At 53.2% G+C, this 23,234-nt stretch carries 28 protein-coding genes and 3 pseudogenes; 9 read left to right on the top strand and 22 right to left on the bottom strand.

The window, feature by feature from the left end; genetic code table 11:
• Positions 1-18: 18 nt before the first annotated feature.
• From EPIR_RS18975 to EPIR_RS18405, 5 genes are all read left to right on the top strand, one after another.
• Complete coding sequence (locus EPIR_RS18975) at positions 19-1,419, top strand: hypothetical protein (protein WP_023656251.1); 1,401 nt, start codon at positions 19-21, stop codon at positions 1,417-1,419.
• Between the two features lie 303 nt (positions 1,420-1,722).
• Positions 1,723-1,875 (top strand): hypothetical protein, encoded by a 153-nt coding sequence (locus EPIR_RS19245; RefSeq protein ID WP_023656252.1) that lies wholly within the window; start codon positions 1,723-1,725, stop codon positions 1,873-1,875.
• Between the two features lie 105 nt (positions 1,876-1,980).
• Positions 1,981-2,811: a POTRA domain-containing protein gene (locus EPIR_RS19220; RefSeq protein WP_338043468.1), complete on the top strand. Its 831-nt coding sequence runs from the start codon at positions 1,981-1,983 to the stop codon at positions 2,809-2,811.
• 254 nt (positions 2,812-3,065) lie between these two features.
• A complete protein-coding gene (locus tag EPIR_RS14690) occupies positions 3,066-3,593 on the top strand; it encodes a hypothetical protein (protein WP_048697793.1) in 528 nt (175 codons plus the stop codon).
• A 128-nt stretch (positions 3,594-3,721) separates the two neighbouring features.
• Positions 3,722-3,868, top strand: a complete 147-nt coding sequence (locus EPIR_RS18405; protein WP_023656254.1) for a site-specific tyrosine recombinase XerC — start codon at positions 3,722-3,724, stop codon at positions 3,866-3,868.
• A gap of 141 nt (positions 3,869-4,009) precedes the next feature.
• Here EPIR_RS18405 and EPIR_RS14695 read toward each other — a convergent pair whose 3' ends face one another.
• From EPIR_RS14695 to EPIR_RS14770, 16 genes and pseudogenes are all read right to left on the bottom strand, one after another.
• The gene (locus tag EPIR_RS14695) at positions 4,010-4,261 is read right to left on the bottom strand and encodes a hypothetical protein (RefSeq protein WP_023656255.1); all 252 of its coding nucleotides are present in this window, start codon (positions 4,259-4,261) and stop codon (positions 4,010-4,012) included.
• A 12-nt stretch (positions 4,262-4,273) separates the two neighbouring features.
• Complete coding sequence (locus tag EPIR_RS14700) at positions 4,274-4,612, bottom strand: type II toxin-antitoxin system RelE/ParE family toxin (RefSeq protein WP_048697902.1); 339 nt, start codon at positions 4,610-4,612, stop codon at positions 4,274-4,276.
• Between the two features lie 627 nt (positions 4,613-5,239).
• Positions 5,240-5,839 (bottom strand): tail fiber assembly protein, encoded by a 600-nt coding sequence (locus EPIR_RS14705; RefSeq protein ID WP_023656258.1) that lies wholly within the window; start codon positions 5,837-5,839, stop codon positions 5,240-5,242.
• Positions 5,839-6,831 carry a phage tail protein gene (locus EPIR_RS14710; RefSeq protein ID WP_023656259.1) on the bottom strand — a complete coding sequence of 331 codons (993 nt, stop codon included), beginning with the start codon at positions 6,829-6,831 and terminating at the stop codon, positions 5,839-5,841. Before EPIR_RS14710 ends, EPIR_RS14705 begins: the two co-directional genes overlap by 1 nt.
• The gene (locus EPIR_RS14715; protein WP_023656260.1) at positions 6,828-7,433 is read right to left on the bottom strand and encodes a phage tail protein I; all 606 of its coding nucleotides are present in this window, start codon (positions 7,431-7,433) and stop codon (positions 6,828-6,830) included. Before EPIR_RS14715 ends, EPIR_RS14710 begins: the two co-directional genes overlap by 4 nt.
• Positions 7,426-8,334 carry a baseplate assembly protein gene (locus EPIR_RS14720; protein WP_023656261.1) on the bottom strand — a complete coding sequence of 303 codons (909 nt, stop codon included), beginning with the start codon at positions 8,332-8,334 and terminating at the stop codon, positions 7,426-7,428. Before EPIR_RS14720 ends, EPIR_RS14715 begins: the two co-directional genes overlap by 8 nt.
• On the bottom strand, positions 8,321-8,680 hold the full coding sequence (locus EPIR_RS14725) for a GPW/gp25 family protein (RefSeq protein WP_023656262.1): 360 nt from the start codon (positions 8,678-8,680) through the stop codon (positions 8,321-8,323). The genes EPIR_RS14720 and EPIR_RS14725 overlap by 14 nt, the downstream gene beginning before the upstream one ends.
• On the bottom strand, positions 8,677-9,255 hold the full coding sequence (locus tag EPIR_RS14730; protein WP_048697796.1) for a phage baseplate assembly protein V: 579 nt from the start codon (positions 9,253-9,255) through the stop codon (positions 8,677-8,679). Before EPIR_RS14730 ends, EPIR_RS14725 begins: the two co-directional genes overlap by 4 nt.
• On the bottom strand, positions 9,252-9,713 hold the full coding sequence (locus tag EPIR_RS14735; protein WP_048697798.1) for a phage tail protein: 462 nt from the start codon (positions 9,711-9,713) through the stop codon (positions 9,252-9,254). Before EPIR_RS14735 ends, EPIR_RS14730 begins: the two co-directional genes overlap by 4 nt.
• Positions 9,676-9,894, bottom strand: a pseudogene (lysC, locus tag EPIR_RS19140) (Rz1-like lysis system protein LysC); the annotation flags it as partial. The pseudogene lysC and the gene EPIR_RS14735, both read right to left, overlap by 38 nt.
• Positions 9,794-10,237, bottom strand: coding sequence for an Rz-like lysis system protein LysB (gene lysB / locus EPIR_RS14740; protein WP_048697800.1), 444 nt, complete (start codon positions 10,235-10,237; stop codon positions 9,794-9,796). The pseudogene lysC and the gene lysB, both read right to left, overlap by 101 nt.
• Positions 10,234-10,800, bottom strand: a complete 567-nt coding sequence (locus tag EPIR_RS14745) for a lysozyme (protein ID WP_084007860.1) — start codon at positions 10,798-10,800, stop codon at positions 10,234-10,236. The genes lysB and EPIR_RS14745 overlap by 4 nt, the downstream gene beginning before the upstream one ends.
• Positions 10,781-10,996 (bottom strand): HP1 family phage holin, encoded by a 216-nt coding sequence (locus EPIR_RS14750; RefSeq protein ID WP_048697906.1) that lies wholly within the window; start codon positions 10,994-10,996, stop codon positions 10,781-10,783. Before EPIR_RS14750 ends, EPIR_RS14745 begins: the two co-directional genes overlap by 20 nt.
• Positions 10,997-10,999: 3 nt before the next feature.
• Positions 11,000-11,209, bottom strand: coding sequence for a tail protein X (locus EPIR_RS14755; protein WP_023656267.1), 210 nt, complete (start codon positions 11,207-11,209; stop codon positions 11,000-11,002).
• 390 nt (positions 11,210-11,599) lie between these two features.
• The gene (locus tag EPIR_RS14760) at positions 11,600-12,232 is read right to left on the bottom strand and encodes an Asp23/Gls24 family envelope stress response protein (RefSeq protein ID WP_023656268.1); all 633 of its coding nucleotides are present in this window, start codon (positions 12,230-12,232) and stop codon (positions 11,600-11,602) included.
• A 1,656-nt stretch (positions 12,233-13,888) separates the two neighbouring features.
• The gene (locus EPIR_RS14770) at positions 13,889-14,080 is read right to left on the bottom strand and encodes a hypothetical protein (protein WP_023656271.1); all 192 of its coding nucleotides are present in this window, start codon (positions 14,078-14,080) and stop codon (positions 13,889-13,891) included.
• A gap of 1,247 nt (positions 14,081-15,327) precedes the next feature.
• Between EPIR_RS14770 and EPIR_RS14775 the strand changes: the two genes are divergently transcribed.
• The gene (locus EPIR_RS14775) at positions 15,328-15,855 is read left to right on the top strand and encodes a phospholipase D family nuclease (protein ID WP_048697908.1); all 528 of its coding nucleotides are present in this window, start codon (positions 15,328-15,330) and stop codon (positions 15,853-15,855) included.
• Between the two features lie 153 nt (positions 15,856-16,008).
• Here the strand turns inward: EPIR_RS14775 and EPIR_RS14780 are convergent, their stop codons facing one another.
• The 6 genes and pseudogenes from EPIR_RS14780 to EPIR_RS14805 form a co-directional block, all read right to left on the bottom strand.
• Positions 16,009-17,067, bottom strand: a complete 1,059-nt coding sequence (locus EPIR_RS14780) for a serine hydrolase domain-containing protein (protein ID WP_193387551.1) — start codon at positions 17,065-17,067, stop codon at positions 16,009-16,011.
• Between the two features lie 147 nt (positions 17,068-17,214).
• A pseudogene (locus EPIR_RS14785) lies at positions 17,215-19,332 on the bottom strand (replication endonuclease); the annotation flags it as partial.
• Positions 19,333-19,393: 61 nt separating this feature from the next.
• Positions 19,394-19,621 carry a TraR/DksA family transcriptional regulator gene (locus tag EPIR_RS14790; protein ID WP_023656276.1) on the bottom strand — a complete coding sequence of 76 codons (228 nt, stop codon included), beginning with the start codon at positions 19,619-19,621 and terminating at the stop codon, positions 19,394-19,396.
• Positions 19,621-19,851, bottom strand: a complete 231-nt coding sequence (locus tag EPIR_RS14795; RefSeq protein WP_023656277.1) for a DUF2732 family protein — start codon at positions 19,849-19,851, stop codon at positions 19,621-19,623. The genes EPIR_RS14790 and EPIR_RS14795 overlap by 1 nt, the downstream gene beginning before the upstream one ends.
• Positions 19,852-19,916: 65 nt before the next feature.
• Positions 19,917-20,258 (bottom strand): DUF5347 family protein, encoded by a 342-nt coding sequence (locus EPIR_RS14800; protein WP_023656278.1) that lies wholly within the window; start codon positions 20,256-20,258, stop codon positions 19,917-19,919.
• Positions 20,259-20,329: 71 nt separating this feature from the next.
• Positions 20,330-20,566, bottom strand: a complete 237-nt coding sequence (locus EPIR_RS14805) for a hypothetical protein (RefSeq protein WP_023656279.1) — start codon at positions 20,564-20,566, stop codon at positions 20,330-20,332.
• Positions 20,567-20,664: 98 nt separating this feature from the next.
• On the opposite strand from EPIR_RS14805, the gene EPIR_RS14810 reads away from it, so the two are divergent.
• The 3 genes and pseudogenes from EPIR_RS14810 to EPIR_RS18415 all read left to right on the top strand — a co-directional run bounded on the left by EPIR_RS14810 (position 20,665) and on the right by EPIR_RS18415 (position 23,203).
• A complete protein-coding gene (locus EPIR_RS14810; RefSeq protein ID WP_023656280.1) occupies positions 20,665-21,279 on the top strand; it encodes a phage repressor protein CI in 615 nt (204 codons plus the stop codon).
• Between the two features lie 432 nt (positions 21,280-21,711).
• The gene (locus EPIR_RS14815; protein ID WP_023656282.1) at positions 21,712-21,900 is read left to right on the top strand and encodes a hypothetical protein; all 189 of its coding nucleotides are present in this window, start codon (positions 21,712-21,714) and stop codon (positions 21,898-21,900) included.
• 179 nt (positions 21,901-22,079) lie between these two features.
• Positions 22,080-23,203: pseudogene (locus tag EPIR_RS18415) on the top strand (IS3 family transposase).
• Positions 23,204-23,234 lie beyond the last annotated feature (31 nt).

The raw sequence follows: 23,234 nt of genomic DNA on the forward strand, positions 1-23,234 counted from the left end.
CCTTTCAGGAATAACGACATGTTTATGACCCTCGAAAATGTGATTCAGGAAGGTTTTGGCTTCGTCACCGTTAATCAGGGTGAGGTGGAGCCACTGCCAGACATTGACTACTTTGTACAATTGATAGTCTATGCTGCCAGTAAAAACATTCCGTTGCGCAATAAGCAACCTGTAGATGAAGGTGATGCGCCTCGAAAAAAGGTGATGGAGCATTTGAATGCCGTAAGCCTTTCTGCGTTAGCAGCGTCGGCCTACATTGGAGCAATACAGGATCTGCCTACTCTGGAGCATGTCGCGGGTCGTATCTCTGCATTGCCTCACTTGCTGCGGCACAGTGCTGTACAAACAGCTGGCCAACAATTAAGAAAAGCCACCACCTGCCACCCGGAGAACCTCGCCCATGAGGATCTCCGGATGCGGGTGGGCAAACGGCGTATTCTGAACGGTGAATCCTGGATTGCGGTCGCCCTGGAACAAAAAATCGCACGCCCCACGGCGGTTATCGAACTGAACAGGGAGGTTTTGAACCGGCCGCACGGGGCGATTGTCCTGAACCACCCATTCCACCCCACGCTCGCCCCGTTCATTGCCGCACTGGAGACAATAGTCGTTGAAGGCGCGGCCGGAGAGGAAGCCCACAGCGGCATACCCTGGCAAAGGGTCGCCGGCAAGTACGAAATCATGTGTCCCCGGGCCACTAACCAACTTCAGCGGATAGCCGTCAACGGTGTGGCCGGGAAGGAGGTTCGCAACGGCGTCCCCTGGGAAGAGGTCGCCGAGAAATACGGGATCACGCTCGACGAAGCCATTGTCGATCTTCAAATGATTATTGTCGAAGGTAAGGCCTGGCAGGATGTCCGCAACGGCAAACCCTGCAACATAGTCGCTGAAAAACACGGGATCACAGACCCCGGGGCCCTTTACATACTTCAATATATGGCCATTGATGAGGGTGAGGCGGGAGAGGAGGTCAGGAGCGGCACATCTTGCGACACAGTCGCCCAAAAATGGGGCATCAGCGATGTGATGGCCATTTATCAACTTCAGATGATAGCCGTCAATGGTCTGGCCGGGGAGCGTGTCCGCAACGGCGAACGCTGCAACACGGTCGCCCGGGAATGCGGGATCACGCACGACGAAGCCTTTCTCGAACTTCAGCTAAAGACCGTCGACGGCATGGCTGGGGAGCGTGTGCGCAACGGCGAATACGGGATCGCGGTCGCCGGGGAATACAGAATCAGTCATCCCATAGCCTTGAAAATCCTTGAGACAATGCCCGTCCGCCATCCGCCGTTCGGGCAGTCTACCCGAACGGCGCGCGCTGGGATCTGGTCACAGTGGAACACCCTCGCCTTTACCATTCTCCTTCCCCCCCTGCGCATGATAGCAAACGCTTTTTGGCGTCTCATGGGCAGATAAAGATCTGTCAGCGACATAACGGAGATCGCCCAGGGTGAAAAGAGCACAACAGGCCAGGATAGGTGGGCATGAATATTAAGGAAGAATAAAAGGCAAGTCGGCCTGTTTATCTGCCCTGGACTGCCCTGCTGAATGCAACACGGCATGGCAGATTGATATTAATTGTGAGCCGCCATGCAATTTCGAATTTCCCGCGCTTCCCGACATGTCAATTGCTTTATTTTTGAACATTAAGTGACTAATAATCCAGCATCATTTGGTCGTACCAGTCATTGATGGAATTTTCAGGGGAAGGTTTTTTTCATGCATCGGCTTTCATTCAGGACAGCGGCTCCTTTTCTCGCGGGTGCGCTTTTAAGAAGTGCGCTGCCGACAATGGCCGCCATGCCATCGGATGCCCCCGCTCTGGGGGGTGCGGCTATTGATGCCCGCGAACAGCTGCGCCAGCAGGAGTGAACGCGCGCCCTGCAACAGCAAAATGCCCCGCAGGCCGATGCGCGTCTTTACCCCCGCGAGATTGCGCTGCCCGATTACCCGACCGATGAACGCCCTTGCTTTACCATCGATCGGCTAATCCTGGTCGGGGCGCAGGCCGGGCGCTTTCAGTGGGCACTCGATGCTGCCGCCGATGCCAAAGGCCGCTGTCTGGGCGCTCGGGGCATCGTGCTTGCCATCAATAAGGTGCAAAATACCCTGCTGGTCAAGGGCTATACCACCACCAGAGTGATGGCGCAGGAGCAGGATCTGACCAAAGGCGTACTGACGCTGACGCTACAGCCTGGCCTCATTGGCAATAAAACCCAAAACCGCCTCGATACCGGCACCCTCGGCTGGAGCGACATCCACAACCAGGCGGATTACCGGGCCGAACACAGCGGCGTTGCGCTCAGCACCGGCGGGCCGGTAGGCAGGGAGCTGTTGACCAACATGGCTGGCAGCATGCTGTCGGGGGCCAACAACAGCGGTCATGTCTCGGGGACGACGAAGGCCGCCGTCAGTGAGGGAGCGCTGACGATCCGTGATACCGGCAGGCAGCAGCAGCAGAATGTCGCAGGGTTAAACCGCGATACCGACCACGCCAACGACGGCCGCATCAGCCCGATCTTCAATAAGGAGAAGGAGCAGCAGCGGCTACAGCAGGCGCAGCTGATTGGGGAGATCGGCGGTCAGGCGATGGACAGCATTCTCACCCAGGGCGACATTGCCGGACTGAAGGCGCAGACGGATCCCGCTGCACTGGCGCAGGCCAGGGAGCAGCTGGAAAAAAGCGGCAGGCCGGGCGACGATGCGGCGGTGATGCAGCAGGCGTATAACAATGCCATACGGCACCGGCAGCGACCTGCAAAAGGCGGCGCAGGCGATAACCGGGGCAATGACCGCGCTGGCGGGTAATAACCAGGCCGGAGCGCTAACGGAAAGCGAAAAGTGGCAGGGCGAGAAAAGTAGAAGTGATAGTTCCTGATTTGCCAAGAGATTTTATTTGGTTTAGTAACGATGGTTATGGTATCTGTTATTCCGCACTTATCTTGATGATTTATCTGAAGGTGATGAGGTTGCCTGTAAGCTATTCCTTGAAATCCTGAGAGCAGAAGGCCGAATAGAGCTGAATTCATATTAATTTCAAAAAATACAAAAAGGATAATTTTATGTATATGAAAATAAATTCGCTGGGGTTAGTTATAGCTTCCTTATTAATTTCAGGTTGTAGTTTGAGTTTTAGATCGATACCGGAAGAATATGCTGGTTCCGATGCATCACATATCAGAATACAAGACACGGGTAATACAGTCATTCGTTTTTATAGTAAGGAGGGCAGCTGCTATAAGAAAACTGCTGAAAAACGTCTAACCTCAGCATTAGCTATTATGGGCATACCTACTACAGGCTCAAAGAAAATAGCAGGAATGAAACCATCGGAAAATATAAAAGGAATACTTGTAAAGGAATACAGCATTAAACCCAATCAAACATTAACAGTCACCCACTACTATAAAGAAAACCACACATACGGTTCATTTGATCGTGAACTCTCGGAAAAGTTCTTCCCTCAACCAAATCATGACTACGATATAATAGTCGGTGATTACTCAATCACAATTAAAGATCTTGCCCCTTCGGATAATAAAATTCATACCTGGGATGGCGATTTATGTAAAACAGGTTTATTTGACTAGTTATACCTTAAATCCCGACACTTTATGGTTGGGGTTTTACTTTATAACCAGCCAGTTACGCTGTCTGTCATCCCTCTTCTACGACTCTTCAATCACCTGAATAAACTTGTTGCTTGCGGTTCCTGGCAATGGACGGACTGAGCGCAAACGGTATCACTTATGCGATGGTGCCGTATCTATGGGCGGTGGGGATTGAAAAAAGCAGCTGCCGCCTGTTCCGCCACGCGATGGCTACGCAGATGCTGGAGAACGGCACGGATCTGCGTTGGATATAGGTAATGCCTGGTCACCACAGCGTTGAGTGTACCCACATCGATCCGCAGGATGCAGCACATTCTGTTTATCAGCCTCCCTTCGCCATAGCCAGCGAAGGGAGGCTGTTGAGAGGGAGAGCCACAGAGAGATAGGGAGTGACTTTATTTCCTGGTCTGCGGCTCCGCATCACCGTTAAGCTCGCCGCCAAGCGTCTCAACATACCGTTTTAACGACGGTAAATGCGGGGTGTTGCCCGCTGCTTCCTTCGCGCCTGGCTGCCCGGTTGGCGGTATATTCAGCTCTTCGCGGAGTTTGCTCAAGGCCACTTCCTGGCGCAACTCATCAGCCAGACTCTCTATACGCGTCCGGCTATCAGAGCCACGCTCAGCTAACATTTCATCTAACGTTAACATTACGACTCCTTATTATTCCAGGTGCTTACTGAATTCGGCATCAGCCCGTGTGATCATCTGTTGGTAAATCCCTTTATCGTCAACTCCGCTATTATCAGACGGGCATAAAACGATGGCACGCTGTCTGGTGTCAAAAGCAAAGAAAACGCTGAAAGGTAATCCTGCATGGTCAATCGAGAGTTCTTTCATATTTTTGAACCGGGAACCCGCAACCGTCTCTGCCAGAGGATGTCCGAGAGCTGGCCCCTCTTCATGCAGAATGATAAAAACCGCCAGAATATCTTCCTGGAGCAGTTGATCCTGATTTTCAAACCATTCGTTAAAACAATCCGTTGTTATTACCTGTACCATAATCACCATCCTTATTAATAGGTATCATCATCACCATCCTTAATATTCCTTGTTGGCGATAAAAGAAGCTATCTCTAATGCGCTTTAAGAACAAGGAAAAAAGTGCGGTTTGCTTTTTAGGCGGTTAAATGTGTGATCCACCGCTAATACCCAAGTATCACGTCACAAATAAATCACTGGTTTTTAGAGTGAAATAAAACTCGTACTTTAGGGGAGGTCTTTATTTTAGGTTATTTTTACTTAGAAGCGTAAGTCTATGTATTGTAAATTTTTTTAGCCAATCTTATCTGCAACTACCGACTTCGGTAAGCTAACGCAGAAGTAAGAGGCAATAAAACGCTTTAAATCTGTTTCCGAATAAACCCCAAGATGTATTTTTCAACCTACAAAAAATTAACAGTCAGGAACATAAAGATTTCCGGTTAATCCCCCAACGCCACACAATTAAAAAACGATGGGAAATACATGATAACAATAATCACCAAATAAAAATCGCTCGATACTTTGGTAAGAGCGTTATGGCTGGACGCCGTCGGAATAAACAAAGGAATGGATAATGACAAAAGATTAACCGGTATGGAGAGCAACCGTCAGACTGAAACGTCCCCGCCGCGCGGGGACTTTTTTTTATTTTTCCGGCGCGGCGGGCCAGTCGATATCGGGGGCCAGCGCGGTATTCACCCGCATCAGCAGCACACGATATTGACGCCAGGCGCTGTAGCGAGCCTTTTCCTCGTCAGTCGCCATCCCCAGCTCTGATGCATCCTGCAATGGGCTGATAGTCTCTCCCGCCGCCTTGATCAGCGCATCCTTCTTCGATTGCGCTGCGGCCACATCCGCTGCCTTTTTCAGAGCGGCGTCGGTGACCCATTTTTCCCCGTCCCATTTGTCGTAGCGGGTGGCCGGAGCAAGCGGCGTGGTGCCGTTCGGGTAGTCGCCGGGTGCGGTAACCGGCTGCGGCTGCGCGCTTGCCGTACCCCATACCGTTTCGCCTCGATGGTCGGGCAGATATTCCCAGCCCGCGTTTTTGGCCTTGCGGCAGACGGCAAAGCCCTTTTTGACGGGCGGTGGCGCGTCGGCACACGACCAGGCCGGCAGGCCAATGCCCATCGCCAGATACTCGCTGGATGTCGACAGGTATTCACCCGTTGTGCCGTCATAATGAAATACGGTGAACTCCCCGGCTACGGTGGCGATCTGCTCTTTATTCAGTATGGCCTGGGTCATTATGCTGCCCTCACGATATAGTTAAATGCGATATTGCGCGGGCGGGTTTCCGCGCCCCCCGTCTTTTCCATAAAAATATAGGTATGACAGCGAGATCCTTTTTGAGCGGTGACATCAATGCCTTCGCTGTTCTGATCGGTAAAGGCAATAATATTCTCTGTCGGCGTGCCGTATTCATTCACAAAACGGTGGTTGTGCGAACGCAGTTCGTCGCCCTGCGCAGAAAGCAGCCCACGCACCGCATCCGCCCCCCTGCCATCATCCCAGCCGCGAATAAACTCCCCGCGCAGATCGGGCAGTTTCAGCGAGGGATACGCCCGTGCCAGCTGCGGATACTGCACGGCGGTAAACGCCGAGCCGTTACATTGCAGCCAGCCGACCGGCGGGGTTGCCGTGGGCCACGGCAGCGGCACGCCGACCGGAATATATTTCTCTATTTCTACCGTTTTCAGGTACTGCGCATGCGGGTCCGCCGCCGCCAGGTGCTTCGCCAGCTGGTCGTCGACGTACACGCGCAGCTCCAGCACCTTGTCATCGACGTATTTGCGCGTCGCCAGCACCACCGCCGGGTCGATTTTCAGCGTGATACCTTCCGTACTGCTGACGATCATCACCATACGCACCGTCTGGGTGCGCCCGCTGCCCTCCGCCAGCTGCGGCTTGTAGCTCTCCGGGCAGTTGCCCACCGCAATCAGCGCCCCACTTTCGTCGAACAGCCCGACCTCGCGGATCCACCAGCCGCCCTCGTTTTCCGGGATCACCAGCTCGGCAATAATCTGGCTGCCGTTCTGCGGGTCGATATACAGCGCGTTCAGATCGGCGCGGCGCTTTTCCGCCACCAGTTGGGTTTGCTGCGCGTTGGGGGTGGGCAGCACGCCGCCGCCATCCCCCACCGCCATTTTGCTGATTTTCAGCGGGACGCCAAGCACGGCGGCATTCGCCAGCTTCGCCGCACCGATCTCGGTCAGCAGGGTATAAAATTTTACGCTCATGGATTGACTCTCATATTATCAATAATGTGGATGGCCGCGCCCTCGTAAGCGCCGCCGCTGGAAACAATGGTTTCGGTGATATACGGATAGATGGTCAGCTCCTCGCCGCTGTAGTTGGCCGCGCCGACAAACAGCGGGCCAGAGGTTTGCAGATGGATCGACATCCCCACCAGGTGGCGGCTACAGGGCCGGGCATCGCTAATCAGCCGCTCCAGCTCCTGATACGTTTCCTCAGTGATACCCTGTTCCTGCACGCCGATATCCAGGCGAAACGTGCCCGGTGCTTCCCCGTTCTGCCACCACTCTTTAATGCGGATCAGATAGCCGAACGGCTCCACCACGCGGCGTACGGCGCTGGTTGTGCCCTTATGCTGATGAATGTAGAACGCGTCCTGCACCATGCGGCGCTTGACGCTTTCGCTCCAGCTTTCATCCCAGCGGTCGACGGAAAACGCCCAGGCGAGATACGGCAGAAAGCCCACCGGGCAGGCTGCCGGGTTCCACAGGTCGCGCAGCGGCGTGCGTAAGTCGGAAATGCCGCTACAGCTCTGAGCCAGGCGGCGCTCCAGCGGCGAGGAGCCGGGCGGCAGCAGGCTATTCATCGGTGCCCCCGCCGATCACGCTCCATTCGCTGCACGATGCGGCCTGGGTTTTGTCCAGCACCACGTCCTGCAACGGCTCGGCCAGCTCCACGCGCTGCACCCCCTCCACATGCAGCGCGGCGTAGATGGCACTGCGGCGAATATCGCGCCCCAGCCGCGTCTGGCTGGCGATATATTTTTGCAGGCTGGCTTTCGCCGCCGCCATCACCGGCTCGGCCTCCGGGCCGGGATAGAGGAAAATCGTTGCCTCTACGCGGTAAGGGATAATCTCCGCACTGCGCACCGTCAGGCGGTCGGCCACCGGACGTACGTTCTCGCTGTTCAGCGCCTTATCCACCACCGTCAGCAGGTCATCCGCCGCCGTGCCGTCGCCCTCGCGGCTTAGCACCGTCAGCACCACCTCTGCCGCCGCCGGACTGGTGGCGCTGGCATCGGCCACGCGCCCGTCGGCACTTCTGGCGTGGAACTCGTAGGCCGCCGTTGGCCCGGCCACTGACAACCCCTCAAACGCGGCGGGGATGCGCTGGCGCAGCGCCTCGTCGCTCTCCATCACCGCCGCCAGCGGCGGCACGGCGCTGTCGTCGCCCGGCGTCACCGTCAGGCGCGTCACGTTGTAGTTGGCGGCCAGCTGCTCCAGATCGCTGCCGCCCGCGTAGGCCACCATCACCGCCTTCGCCGCCTCGTTGATGCGCTGGCGCAGCAGGAGTTCGCGGTAAGTGCTCTCCTGCAACAGCTTGACGACCGGCTCGGATTCCAGCGCCAACGTGTCGGCGATCGCCTGCTGCTCTTCCGGCGGGTAAAGCGCAATAAAGGTCGCCTTACGCTCCGCCAGCAGCGCCTCGAAGTCCGGCACATCGACGATCTGCGGTGCCGGGAGTTGTGATAAATCAATCACTGCCATTTTCTGCTCCTGTTGATACGGAAAGGGAAACCGCCGCGCCGTTGCTGCGCTGTCCGGCCAGTTCAACGACCATCGAACCGTCAAAATTGCTGTTGATATGGACGGAGTCCAGCATCAGCCGTGGCTCCCAGCGACAAAGCGCCACGTAAACCGCCGCCATCACCTGGAGGCGCAGACCGGGGTTTTGCGGCTGGTCGATCAGCGTCGACAGCAGGGAGCCGTATTCGCGTCGCGCGATGCGGCTGCCCTGCGGCGTCAGCAGAATGTCGCGCACCGACTGGCGCAGATGTTCGGTATCGTTAATCGCGCGTCCGCTGCGGCGATTCATACCGGTATACAGGCTCATAGCGGGCCTCCAGAGGTATCGCCGCCGGACTTCACGCCCGCGTGCTGGTGCTTATCCAGAATGATGCCGTTGGAGCTGAGCGCCCCGCCCTGCTGGGTCACGCCGCCGGCGATCGCCACCTTGCCGTTGATGCGCATATTGTCTGTCTCCACCACCAGTTCGGCGGTTTTCAGGGTGATATTGTCGGCCGCCTCAATCACCATCGATTTGATGCCCTTGACGTACCAGCGGCCGCTGGCGGGTTCATATTCAAAGCGTCCGCCGTCCGGGTAGTCGGTAACGCTGGCATCGACTGAGGCGGACGGCGGCGGGAAGCGGTTGCTGTAGATCGCCGGAAGTGCAAACGCGGTTTCCAGATTGCCGCCCATGCTCAGTAACACCACCTGCTCGCCGGGGGACGGACACCACCAGGTGCGCGCGCCGCCCGCACGCAGCGTCAGCCAGCTGATCCAGTTTGTTTCCAAATCACCTACCTGCACCCGGCACAGCCATTTCTCCCGGTCAACGTCACTGACGATGCCGGTGCGGATCAGGTTGGTGATAAGACGCATGATTTCAGTCAGTTGTGCGTTCATCGAAGCCCCCTGTCCCGTGGTGAAAAATGTGCGGTCGCCGGAGGCTGCCTGACCGTCCACCTCTCCTCCGCTGGCGGCGGTTCCGGCTGCGCGGCAACCTGTGCGGGCGAGACGTTGCCGTTTACCCGCACCGGTTCGCTCAGTTGCAGACAGAGACGGATCGCACCCTGCGCATCGATGGCAAAGGTAAACAGCTTTTCGCGCAGCTGCGGATGGTTGAGGGCGTCCGGCTGGCTGGCGTTGAGCCACAGTTGCACCGTCGCCATCAGCCAATCCAGCTCGCCGCTGAAGCTGTCGACGGTGACATTCAGCTGGTAGCGGTATTCCCACGACATCGGCCCGGCCTGACTGGCCACCAACGCACCGTTTTCCACCGACATATTCAGCCTGTCGGGATGTTGACTGATTTCGGGCAGTGCGCTATTCAGCGCGTTGCGTAATGATTGTGGCTTGTTCACGTTGTCGCTCCTGGCAGTTAATTAGGGTGTCCACCTTGTCGGCACAGGCCGCCCAGGCCGCCTCGGTTTCATTCAGCATCTCATTCAGATCGCCGTTGGTGCGCGGGGTCGCTCTCTCCAGCCGACACGGCGTCACTGCCGGACAGCCATTGACGGTAAGCTGCACCTCCGGTGAGTGCCGGTCTGTCGCGCAGCCGGATAAGGTCAGCAGGCAAAATAGTGTCTGCCCAGCGGCGTAAATCCTCATTTTCACGTTTTAACTCCTCTGTCCGGCGCTGCTGCTGACGCAACAGCGCGTGGGTGTTTTCCGCCTCCGCATAAAGGCGCGCCTGCTCACGGCCGTTGGTTTCGGTCAGGAGCGACAGGCCGATCAGCTGGGCGTTCTTTTTCGTCAGTGCCTGCGCCTGGTTTTGCAGCGTGACGTTCTGCGCGTCAATGGTGTGGCGGCCCGCATCCAGCCGCCACAGCTGCCAGCCCAGCGTCGCCAGCGCCAGACCCAGCAGGACGATCAGCGCGCGCGTCACTCTCCCTCCTGGGGATTGACTGGCGTGGGGATCTCCTGCGCTTTCCCATCTGTTTCCGCGTCGCTTAAACACCAGGCCATCTCCCTGGCGCGTCGGTTTGCCAGCCCCTGGTTGAACACGCCTTTGACATACGTCCAGCGCGGCAGCTGTCGGCACGCCGCGCGCCAGTTTCTTTCGTTCAGCCGGTCGACGATGTTCGACGGGCAGAGTTTTGTCGTGCCGACGTTGAAAGCCAGTGAGACCAGCGCGTCATAGACCCGCTGCGGCGGCTGCACCGTCAGGCAGCGCGTCAGTTCCGCTTCAACATGCAGTACGTTGGCGATCAGCCCCTCTGCCGCCTGGCGCGGCGTGATGCTGCGGCCCGGCACGACGCCAGTGGTATTGCCGATGCCGTCAGTCCAGACGCCAGCACTGCACTGATACGGCTCCAGGCGGCAGCCTTCGTAGTCAGCCAGCAACTTCAGCCCGTCCGGCGAGATTTTCAGCTGTTGAAACTGCGGCAGCATGGCGGCGATAGCCACCACCACGGCAACCGAGCAACGCTTAACGATTGAAGGATTCATGTTCCTCCCGCGCGATCTGCCCGCTGCGCAGCAGCTGCCAGGATTTGTGTTTGTAATACCAGTTGATGGCGAGCATCAGCACGCCAATTAACATGCCGCAGAGGGTGGAAATATCTTTGAGCGACAGATCGCCCAGCCAGGCCAGCAGCAGCGCGACGCCGTAGGTGATAAAGGCGCTGATTCGGTCAAGGCTCATCATTCAATCCCACAGCCGGACGCTTTGCGCCGTGGTGGCTGCGGCAGCGGCGGTTTCCGGCAGCTCCACCTCCAGGCCGTGCGGTAAAAACGGGCCATGCCCGGCAAGGCCAGGATTGGCCTGCAAAACCAGCGCGGTCACGCCAGCGGTGCGCCCATAGTGACGCCAGCAAAGGGCATCGACCGTGTCATGCTGATGTGCTTGTACTTTCATTAATAAGTTCCCCTTTAAGGTGCGGAACGTGCCGATCGGGTCAGTCAGACGGCACGCTCACGGTGAAAACAACACGCTGATGCCCTATGTTTGCGGGGATAGGGCCAGGGAACAACGAATGCACTTTGTGCCTTCGGGCATACAAGAGGGAGGACTAAAAATGTGGGCGAGCAAGAGGGCAGCGTTGTGAGATGCGCCGCAGATGATGGAATGGGATATGTGAAATCCGCACCACGGGAACCGATGTGGCGCGTTGATTAGGACTTTACCAGCCGGGTAAGCGGTTTGACCTGTTACGGATCTTTATTAAGGAGTATCAAAAACACCACGCGGTGAGAGGGACTCGCCAGCCCTGTTAAGGCGCTGGCGCAAAAAACTCGTTGTATCTGACTATTTCTTTCCCGCATCCATAAGCAAAAATTCATTCAAAATAAGAAGCTCAATGGTTTGTGATTGCAAGGTGAAGCCATTTACCTTAGCGATGATTTTCCTCACCCTTAGCATATTAGTCAAAGTAAATAACACCATGACGAAATAGATTAAAGTTAAGACAAAAAGCAGAATGCCAAACCACAAAAAAGTCGAGTCATGATTAACGTTAAAATATGTATTCAAGAGAAAAAAGGTGGTTATACCGAAAAGGATCGTTATTGCGATAAAAACCAAAATGGTCGCCCACATCCCTTTTTTCATCGAAAGGATGCCATTGCCATATTTATACACACCCCGCAGGGTAAACAAAGACTTGCACTCTTTTTCGCTATCACGATGATGAAGGAAGTAGATAATAATTTTTCTGTTAAGCTCAATATCAAAACTTAACCCGTAATGCCTCATCAGCATTTCCTGACAGTACTTATTTGCCGAGAACAGGGCTATTTTCTCGCTGAAGAGCCACTTTATCGCTTCGGATCGTAATGCAAAAGGATGATTGAAAAAGTTATTCTTTGATATTGCACGCTTAAAAAAAGGGAAAATACTGGTTCCAATTTTTATGATTGTACCGATAATAGAAAAGTTCATTTAGACCCCTATAGTAATATAACGCTTAATTGCTTTTACAAGATAAAATTTTATTCATATCATCAACGACCTCGGCCTGCTGACTTCATGAGAAAAGGTAGAGCTAATGTGTCGTCGCACGTGAGACTCCCCCCTAATGATATATTCTCTATTGGTCATGGTTCCTGGCGCACCCGCCTCCACAATACGATCGACGCCTTCACCTTCTGTTATTTCTCTGGCCTGGAGAAACCAATCACGTTGAAATTTGTAATTAATGATATGGTCAGCATCCATCTCATTGAGTCATTTTTCTTTATCATCATTCGAAGTCAGGGCACTAACGTTGATGTCTGATATTTTCGCAAGCTGCAATGCAAACAATGACACCCCGTACCCAGAATAAGCACCGCTTGGCCTGCTTTCAGCGGTCGCGGTATCAGCAGGCTATTCCATGCGGTCACTGTGGCACAAGGTAGGGCTGCGGCTTCTTCCCACGACAGATGTGGTGGAATGGAGACCAGCGCGGCGAGAGGGTGCCTTTACCAAACAGCATAGACAGATCACGGTAGTTGAGGCTGCACATTGTGACTTTCACCAGAACCGCTCTGCGCGAAGGTTTCGGCTCGTCCTCATGCGTCATTTTGAGCGCGTCTAAACGACCAAAGCTGTTGATACGAAAACATTGCAGCAAAAAATCCTGTGTTTAACATTTGCAGTATTCACTTTAAACGATCCGTAACGTAAGGCAACCAAAATGATAAATTTTTTTAAACAATTGCGTAACTTTGGCTTCAGCAACCTACCGATAACTGATTAGTTAATCTGATAAAATCACCTTTCCTGAAATAACGTAGCTTAGTCAATATATAAGCTGTATTTTTTATAAGTAAGGAAATGAAAAATGTACGTTACCAGCCGTTCTCCATCCACTGTCAGGTTTAATGCCATTATCACCGACAGGCAATATCGATCGTCGATAACGACAATGTCATTTATATCCCCCCCGATCACGAATTCTTTTTTCGCGGAAGCGGACTTTGACTTTTAGTGAACCCGAGTGAATGAAGCGAAGAAACCGACTAAAGAATGGAAGTGCCTGAAGTAACTGAAGCGGCTGGGATCGTGGGGTAAAAACGTTGTTTATGATACATAACTGCCGATTTTTTGGTCTTTGATCTTTTCAACACTCAAATTAAATGACAGGAGCAAAGATTGGCAAAATGCTCCTAATGCTGACACAGTAAAATAACATCGCCATTAGGGTTACTGGCTGAAAAATATAATCTATAAATGGATCGATGGCCGCGCCCGCAGCATACGCCACTCCCCCCGCCCCACGGCTGGATACCCAGAGACCTGCACGCAACACCCTCATCAAAATATCGATGTTCAGGGCGTCAGGATGACTGATAAAAATCCTATTACCTGGCGCCCTGTATAATGACTGCCTGCCCTGACAGGCTTAGAATCGATATTGCCTGTAAGGGTTTCTCACTTCCGCTGTAGTCCTCCCAGACCTGTTGTCGTACTCCCTTAGTTGTAGCTCGCACAGCGGCATTCAGGCGGCGGACGTCATTAAGGCATAAAATACGCCTGTGTCGCTAACGGACATTAAGGGCTGCGTGGGCGCTTTTCTGCTGTGCGCAGAGCACATCTGATTAGCGTAGCAATGCCCTATGTTTTGAAATGACCAAAAGGCTGCCCAGCCTGATGATTGCGTATCCGCTCCATCAGCTCATTAGTGAGTTCTGAAACCCACTGGATAGCGAGCCTTTTTTCTTCTTCATCGCATTCACTAGCTGCGACGAGCTTGATAAAGAAATCAATGCGTTGGAGCTTGACAGACTCCAAAAGATAGTCCTGCATTTTTCCTCCTTATTTAACTACTGTATATTTACACATATGTTTATATAAACAGTATAGAAGGCGCTTTGAAATGTAAAATGTTTTTTAGTGTTCTCATCGATCGTCTGTGACACATATCGATCATTACGTGTTCACTTAAGGTCGTTGAGCTTCCTTCACAGCGGCATGTGTCCATACCATTGCTACAGGTCACGGCAAAACTGTACACCCCTTCACCTGTGGCAGGCATCCTGCCTTCCGATAGCTGCTAATGATGATTGTGACGCAATAACCGGGCGCAAACTATCAAGTATTTAGGAATTATAGTATTTTCGTGACGTCTGTTTTATTTAGAGATATTGATTCCCTGCTCGTACTGTGACTCATTTATTATGTGGTCAAATGCGTCATTTGCTATTTTAGCGAGACTAACGGATATATTCAGCACCTTGTAGATTAAACTAACCAAAAACTCTTATTGATTTCAATAAGAATTTACCAACATTCACTTATTCAGGAGCCGCAATATTATCGCGTGTACTTTTACTTTTTCTAATAAAAAAAGAAACTTCAGAAATAAAGCCATAATTTCTTCGCCACAAGAAAGGAAGAAGAAATGAATTGTAGATAAGGAGTTTATTTTGGATAAAAAATGGCAAAATCAGATACACTCGATGACAGTGTTTAAAGGCCGCGTGAACATAGATTAAAGGTATGGTTCAGCCCTTATCAACCGCCTTCGTGGCGATGCAATACTCTCATGATCCAGAAAGCTATTTTTAACGTTTACACCACCGGGACGACCGCCTAAAATGCCCTGTCACCGACGACACCTAAGGCCTGATAATATTCAGCAACACCCATCGCACCACGTTATTTATTTCCCAAAAATATCAAAAAATTGATAGCTGGCAGACTGGAATAGGGAGAGAAATATACGATGCCTGTAGTTTTCCCAAGAAAAAAGTCTTGGAATAACGTGATTGAATCGCGACGATAAATGGATGCATGCTGAACTGACTTTACGTAATTTTGTTACCACTCATAAAAAAAGAAATGTTACCGTATACACTCGATACACAAACAGGACGAGAGGAATAATTCGGCCGGATCAAAGACCGCGATACTTTAGCGCCGTGAACCGAATCTCTAAACCCCGTATCCTGTTAAAATTTATCTGCCGAGGAAACCTGTCGCGATGATCAAACGCCGGACTGTTTTTCGATTCGATAACTTTGATAAACCTACAAACCTGGATCTGACAAATGATGCGTAAACCAGCGTTCTTTGTGCTGGCTCTCGTCATAGCTGTGCCAGCGCTGACCACAGCCGCGCCTGTCGTTTTCGCCGGCTTTTCCCCCTCAACGGGCCAGAGTGCATTACAGATGGTTTTATGCGCCATCGATGGTGCCAGGCGTAGCGTAGATATCGCAGCTTACAGCTTCACCAGTAAGCCGGTTGCGGCGGCGCTCGTTGCCGCAAAAAATCGCGGGGTGGCTGTCCGGCTCGTGGCCGATAAAAAGGCCAATAGCGACAGATACACCGCCGTTACCTTCCTGATTAATAAAGGTATATCGGTACGTCTCAATGGGAAATACGTCATCATGCATAATAAATTTATGGTCGTTGACGGCGACACGGTACAAACCGGGTCATTTAACTACACCGCCAGTGCGGCGAACCGCAACGCAGAGAACGTGCTTCTTGTTAAGAATGCACCGATGCTGGCGACGGCGTATCAGGGCGAATTTAACCGTCTCTGGGACGAGTCCGACGCGCGGGTCAAGGGGTATTGAAAGCGCCGAGTACAGGGCCTGTGATCGCTCTCCTGACGGTTTTATGGCACTTATCAGATTGACAGCTGAGGATGGCCCGCCGGAATTTATGCCTGCTTTGAGGAAACCGGCAACCTGTTTATTTCAATCGACTGTCAATCGAACAAGAAAGATTTAATCAATGTGATCAAACAAAACTGAACCGTCGCATAATTTCTCTGCTAAATCCACCGTGTCATACTCTTCAATATTACTGAGTACGGCTAAAGTAAAACCCCGGTTTTGCGAGCGCGAAAAATGACTTTCACCGCCAAAAGTCGATCCTTGGTGATTGTAAATGACTCCCGACTTACTTTCTTCCGCCTGCAAGCCAAAGCAATAAGGCTCAAAATCACTAATACACTCGCCATGTTCGCTAATTTCGCTCAGAGGAGATAACATTTTATCGATTAACGCTCTTCCTCCAACCTGTCCTGTTGAAAAATTATTTCCCCACTTCATAAGGTCATTAACAGAGGAATAAACAAGGCTTGCACCAAAAACGTCCCACCGGCTTTCTGAAACCTCATACTGACCTTGTTCCGACTTTATATATCCGGTAACGCGACGGCTGTTATCGCCCCCCTCTACGGCTAAAAATGAGCGACTCATCCCTAACGGCAGAAAGATGTTCTCTTGCAAAAAATCAGCAAATCGCTTACCAGACGCCCTTTCAACTATCTGATAAAGCAGGAAGTAGCCTGTATTACTGTATTCAAACTTTGTCCCTGGGTTGAAAATCAAACCCGACTGTTCACTGAGTCCTTTTAAGATATCATCTTTACTGTAGCGATCATGAAATGATATCCCCTTAGATTCAGCGATATCAAACAGACATGGCAGGCCAGAAGTATGATAAATAAGGTTCAGGATATTAATATCTGCGGCATAATGATTTATTTCTGGAATATATTTCCCTATGGGATCATAAAGATTGAGAGCACCTGCTTTTTCTAAAAGAAGCACACTGAACGCAGTGAATTGTTTCGACACGGAGGCCAGGTCAAAAATGCTGTCCGTCGTGATAAACGCCCCGCTTTCCACATCCTCTACGCCATAACTGAACGCTAAAGATCTGCCATTATCATATTTCACTAATGCAACGGCCCCTGGAGATACACAATCAAAACTTTTCATAACAATCCCAGATAAAAAAATCATCAAAAATTCAAACACAGACGGTTGCTTACCCATAGCAGACATTCCGATGTCACCCGCTCCGTGACATGTTACATGCCTTATTCACTCATCGTAACGCCAGATGCGCAGCAAAGTATCGCACGTTTCCTGCTGATCCCCCTGTCGCGCTTTGGGTTTGACCTGCTTCAGCCTGGCCCGCAGCTCGCGCAGCTCTTTTTTACTCATATGATAAAAATCCGTCACCGACATTGGCCCGTCCGATACATGCATATAAGCTGCTAAGTTGTTTATATTTTCTACAAGGGGACAGTTATTGCCACGAGTCCAAGGGGCGGCAGAACCGCCCTGGTCGGCTGTCGCCTCCTGAACGTCAACAGCCTTACGTACCTTTTTCCACTTCACCGCGTGGGTGCAGATACGCCCCGCCACCAGCGGCGACCAGATGCCGTAAATGCGGATGCCGCAATCGCCGTAGGTGCCGGGTTCGTCGTTCAGCGCGTAGGCGGTGCGGATCAGGTGATTTTTGCGCGGAACCAGTACGCCGCCCTGCTTCATGATGTAGGTGGCAAAGCAGCCGACGTCCGCCGCCGCCAGTACCGCGTCCAGCCGCGCATTGTCCAGCACCGGCGCGCCCGCTTTCTTATCGCCCTGCGTCCTGCCCGCCTGGCCGGCTAACAGGCGCAGCTCGCGGTACGCCTGACGCCCCGGAATACCAAAGAAACGAAACTGTTGTACGCGATGCAGCGATGCCCAGGCGTTAACGTTTTCGGCGTTATCGCGCAGGGATTTGCCGGTTTCTTTGCTGATTTCCCCGGCCAGCCCGCGCCCGTCAATGTTCTTGCTGATGTATTTGGCGATATAGCTGGTTGGCGATCCCTTACGCGGGTTAATCAGTTCTGCCTTGAAGCGCGGCCCGGTGTTGTTCCCCAGCTCCACCCGGTCTTCCCTGATGGCAAATTTACGCAGCAGAGCGCTGATGCTGCGGCGCTCCTTTTTGCGCATAAAGCACAATAAATGCCAGTGTACCGTGCCGTCGTGATGCGGCTCGGCCACGCGCACCCCGTACCAGCGCAGCCCGCGCCTGTGCATCGCCTTGCGGAAGGCGGCGAAAGTATTGACCAGGTAATCGCTGCTCTCGCGCACCGTGGCGCTGCTCCACGTCGGGTTTGGCCTGCCGTTGCTCAGCGTGGCGTGAAAGCGCGACGGGCAGGTGACGGTATAAAATACCGCGCAGTCGACGCGCATTTCGGCAATCAGCTCCAGCCCCTTCACGCAGGCCATCATCTCATTGCGCCGGTGCGCCGGGTTGCTGGCGCTGGCGTTCACCACCTCTTCCATATCCAGCGTGTCGCCGTTTTCACTCACCAGCTCGTGAGCGCGGAAAAACTCCAGCGATTTCCGGCGCTGTTCGCGCTTGTGTATCACCGCTTCATAGCTGACGTAGGGCGATGCTTTTTTGCTGACCAGGCACACGGCGCGCAGCTGCTCCTCGCGCCATTCGCAGCGCGTCTGCCACAGCTTGCGATACCACCAGTCGGCGCACAGCATGCGCGCCAGCGAACCGGGAATAAGCTCATAAGGCACCGGCTTGCGGCGGTGCTTTTTACGCCTCAGCGCTTCAAAGGCGGGCGGAATGACGTCTAGCCGCATCGCTTCAGCCGCCACGCGCTCCCATACCCGGCGGATCTCCTCCGGCTTCACCTCATCGGCGGTAAACAGCGCGTTGCTGGCCTCTTCCAGACAGATGCTCATATGCGCGCTAACAAGGGTCGCCAGGCGCTTAACCCGGTGCTGATCCATTTCCGCCAGTACCAGCAGCCCGTCCAGACCATCACGACTGGCCATAAAGCGGAAAGACGCCGACGCCTGGCTGTCGCGCACGCGATCCAGTCGTTGCAGGCAGGGGGTGATGGTTTCGCGCAGATAGCGTGAGCAGGCTTTGGGTCTGTCCAGCTGCTGGAAATACTCAATGCGCTGCATCAGCGGCTTGCTGATAAAAGAGGGCTGCGCCTGCACGTTGGCGATAATCACGCAATTGGGGTTGGCGCGCTGCCGCTCATGCGCCAGGCTGACGCGGACGATGCGCCTCTCCTGCCCGCTTTCGCGCAGCAGAGGATCGCGTGGTTCATTGTAAAAATAGCGCTGCCAGACCGCATCGTTCAGCGCCTCGCGCCGCAGCCTCTGCTGCTCCTTGCCCTGCGCAATCAGCCTGTCGAGCGCCGACGGCGACGGCGACGACGGCGGGTCGAGATACGGGTTGATCGCCTTTTTTGGCGCATTCCATGGAAAAGCCCAGACGGGGCCACCGGGGGTTAACATGGCGCACCGGGCGCTGAATTTTGCGCGAACCGCGCCGTATTCGCGGCAACCCGCAGCAGGCTCACAGCGCTTTGCTCTGATAGTGCTTACTTTTCAGCTCGCCGATCTCCTGGCAGGTCACGCAGCACTGCACGCCTGGAATGGCATTCTGCCGCGCAGGGGGTATCGGCGCGCAGCATACGACGCACTGTTCACGCGTGACGGTGGCCGGTCTTGTCAGCGCTTTGCGCAGATGGCGCTGCAATTCCTCCTCCACGCGCTGCTGTACCCGATCCATTGCATCGGCCATCAGTTAGCCTCCCGCGACTGGTTGTGCAGGATCTCAACCTCCTGACGCAGCAGGTCGGCAGACTCTGCGCCGTTAAGCGCGTAACGAATAATATGTCGCGCTATTTTCTCCAACCGGGCGGCCATCACTTCGGCGCGGCCCCGGCGCTCGTCCAGACGCACCTCGGCCAGCATCAGCATCAGGCCGTCGTCAGTATGATCGGTATAGGGTATTTCACGGTTTTTCATCATTAAGGTTCCTGAATTCAGGCAATAAAATGCCCGGCGGGTTTACGCCATGTGTTTCTGTTGAAGGTTTAATCCGGCATGGATAGCCGTTTGGGAAATAAGCTCACCACTGCGCGAAAAGCATTCATCGCGACGATCAGCGCCCTTTTTTCGTCAGAGGTCAGCGAAGTGATATTGAGCGAGTGCCGTGCTGTGGGAATTTTTGCCATATAAAAAAGTGCCGCCAGCGCCCGCTCATTCTGTTGATGATGTTTTCCGGCCGGATCGCGCATGGTGTGAATAAAACGTGCCAGTTCAGCATCACTGGTTTCACCAAACGCTTTCGCCCGTAATTCGGCAATATAATTCAGCCCGTCAACCCGTTCGCCGGGACTTAACTGCACCGTCGCCGCCACGCCTTTAATCGCCATCGTTCCCCCTTTTCCCGATCCGGACAGCTCTATCGCCACAGATAAATCGAAAAATATCCAAAATGAGATGTTTACTCCTGCATGGGGATTTCACCGGCCGGGGATGCTTCAATGGGCAGCGCGACCATGTTCACCTCAACCAGGCCGTTCACTCCGGCCTTTTTCCCGATGGGCAGACGGCCTTCGCGGATCGTCTGACGCGCACAGGCTATTTTGTAGCCGGCGCAACGGCAGAATGCGTCCAGAGTAATGTCAGGATCAGACACCACAAGGTTGATGCCTGGATGCATTGAAAGTTGTCGTCTCATGATGCATGATTCCCCAGATGTGTTGTTAAATTCACTATTCGAGACCAGCGTCGCCCGCAGCGACATCACAATTGAGATACTAGGATTACAATAATAATATGTCAAGCCCTGATGAAAACCCAAAAAAGGCAACAAAGTTCAATTTTCCATCTCAACACGGTGGAAAAGAAGCGATTACCCGCATATTGAAAGCCTACGGAATGAACACCCGACAGGCGCTGTGCGACCATCTCGGCGTATCGCAAAGCACGATGGCTAACCGCTGGATGCGCGACAATTTCCCCCATGACTGGCTTATCGCCTGCCATCTGGATACCGGCGCATCGCTGCTGTGGCTCACCACCGGCGAAGGAGAGGCATTCACTGCTGCCGACAGCACTCCCGCATTGACCTTGAAATACATGGAAATCACAAATGGGGATTATTCATCGCCAGACTGGGTCAATTACGATCCCCGTTTAATCCCGGCAGATACGGCTGCACCGCTGCTGGTAAAGTTCGAACAATCGATCTATCTGGTGGATGAGCAGAACGGCGAGATTAATGACGGGCGCTGGCTGATTGAGATCGATGGCTTTAAGAGCATCCGCCACGTTTACCGCCTGCCGGGGGGGAGATTGCGCGTTGAAAACGGCCCTGCCTCTTTTGAATGCCATACCTCGGACATTGCGGTACTCGGCAAGGTAACGGGGAAAACAGAATTCACGGAGTGAAAATGAGTAATGATGCTGCCGGACGGCACGGTCATTCCGGCGCGGTGAAAATTGAAACGATGTCTATGAATCCCCCACAACGAATGGGCTGAAGCAACTGATGTGAGTTGCTTCAGCCCCACATGCCTAAGCCCCTTTCAACATATCAAACACTACGCGGGCAAAACCTCTGGCAAGCTCCGGATTCGACAGGTACTGCATCATCATCTCCTGTTGCGCATCGTTGCTGTCCATAACGGCATCATCATTGCCGATCGCCGCGCTGGATTTGTTTTGGTGAAGAATGCTTCGCAGAAATGCTCAACCTCACTCCACAGGAAAATGCCGCTGGCGCGCAGTTTGTCGAATAACTCGAAGACTAACTGCGGATCGCTGACATCGGTGAGTTCCGCCGTCTGATAATGGGGCTGAAAAGCATCGAAGATAACAGGGATGAGCCGCTATACCGGTGAAGAGCAAGCAGAGCAGATCTTAAAAGTCGTTAGTAAATGGCAACAACGTTGCCTGATGAATGGCGGTTCGCTTTTCAGCAACAAAAATCTCTGGAACTGCCAGTGTCTGGCAGAGATTGAGTGTGATGTGGTTAACAGTCAGTTAAAGCTGGAAGGCAACTTTATATAATGCCTGAAAGAACAGTTGGTCAGCGTCTCGCCGCAGGCAAAACAGCTCACGGCAGAAATGCTTTGGCTGCTGTTTCTTTGCGCCAGCAATATGCTCTAAATCGAAAGTGTAGTGGTTTACTGAATTTGGCCACCCGAACAGAGGTGATATGCTCACCTCAGAACAACACAGGTGCTCCAATGAAAAGAAGAAATTTTAGTCCTGAATTCAAAAGCGAATCCGCTCAGTTGGTTGTTGATCAAAACTACACCGTCTCTGATGCCGCTAAGACTATGGATGTCGGTCTTTCCACGATGACAAAATGGGTCAGGCAACTGCGTGATGAGCGGCAGGGCAAAACACCAAAAGAGATAATTGGAAGGGGTGTTGCGTTGACAGATTGAATCTACAACCGCGCTCTTGATGTCAGACTCCCTGAACAGTTCTCGATAATCGGGAAACTCAGGGCGCTTTATCCTGTGGCCACTCTCTGCCATGTGTTTGGGGTTCATCGCAGCAGCTATAAATACTGGAAAAATCGTCCTGAAAAATCAGACGGCAGACGGGCTGTGTTACGAAGTCAGGTACTTGAGCTACATGGCATCAGCCACGGTTCGGCCGGAGCAAGAAGCATCGCCACAATGGCAACCCAGAGAGGCTATCAGATGGGGCGCTGGCTTGCTGGCCGGCTCATGAAAGAACTGGGGCTGGTCAGTTGCCAGCAGCCGACTCACCGGTATAAGCGTGGCGGTCATGAACACGTTGCTATCCCGAATCACCTTGAGCGACAGTTCGCAGTAACAGAGCCAAACCAGGTGTGGTGTGGTGCGGTGATGTGACCTATATCTGGACAGGCAAACGCTGGGCATACCTCGCTGTTGTTCTCGACCTGTTTGCAAGAAAGCCAGTGGGCCGGGCAATGTCGTTCTCGCCGGACAGCAGACTCACCATGAAAGCACTGGAAGTGGCATGGGAGACTCGCGGTAGGCCCGCAGGAGTGATGTTCCACAGCGATCAGGGCAGTCATTATACGAGCAGGCAGTTCCGGCAGTTACTGTGACGATACCGGATCAAACAGAGTATGAGTCGGCGTGGAAACTGCTGGGATAACAGTCCAATGGAACGCTTCTTCCGGAGCCTGAAGAACGAATGGGTGCCAGTGATGGGTTACGTAAGCTTCAGCGATGCAACTCATGCAATAACGAACTATATCGTTGGATATTACAGCGCGCTCAGACCGCATGAATATAACGGTGGGTTACCACCAAACGAATCGGAAAACCGATACTGGAAAAAATCTAAATCTGTGGCCAGTTTTTGTTGACCACTACACTAGCCGGTTGTATGCGCGTGGT

Source organism: Erwinia piriflorinigrans CFBP 5888, from assembly GCF_001050515.1.
Taxonomy (GTDB): domain Bacteria; phylum Pseudomonadota; class Gammaproteobacteria; order Enterobacterales; family Enterobacteriaceae; genus Erwinia; species Erwinia piriflorinigrans.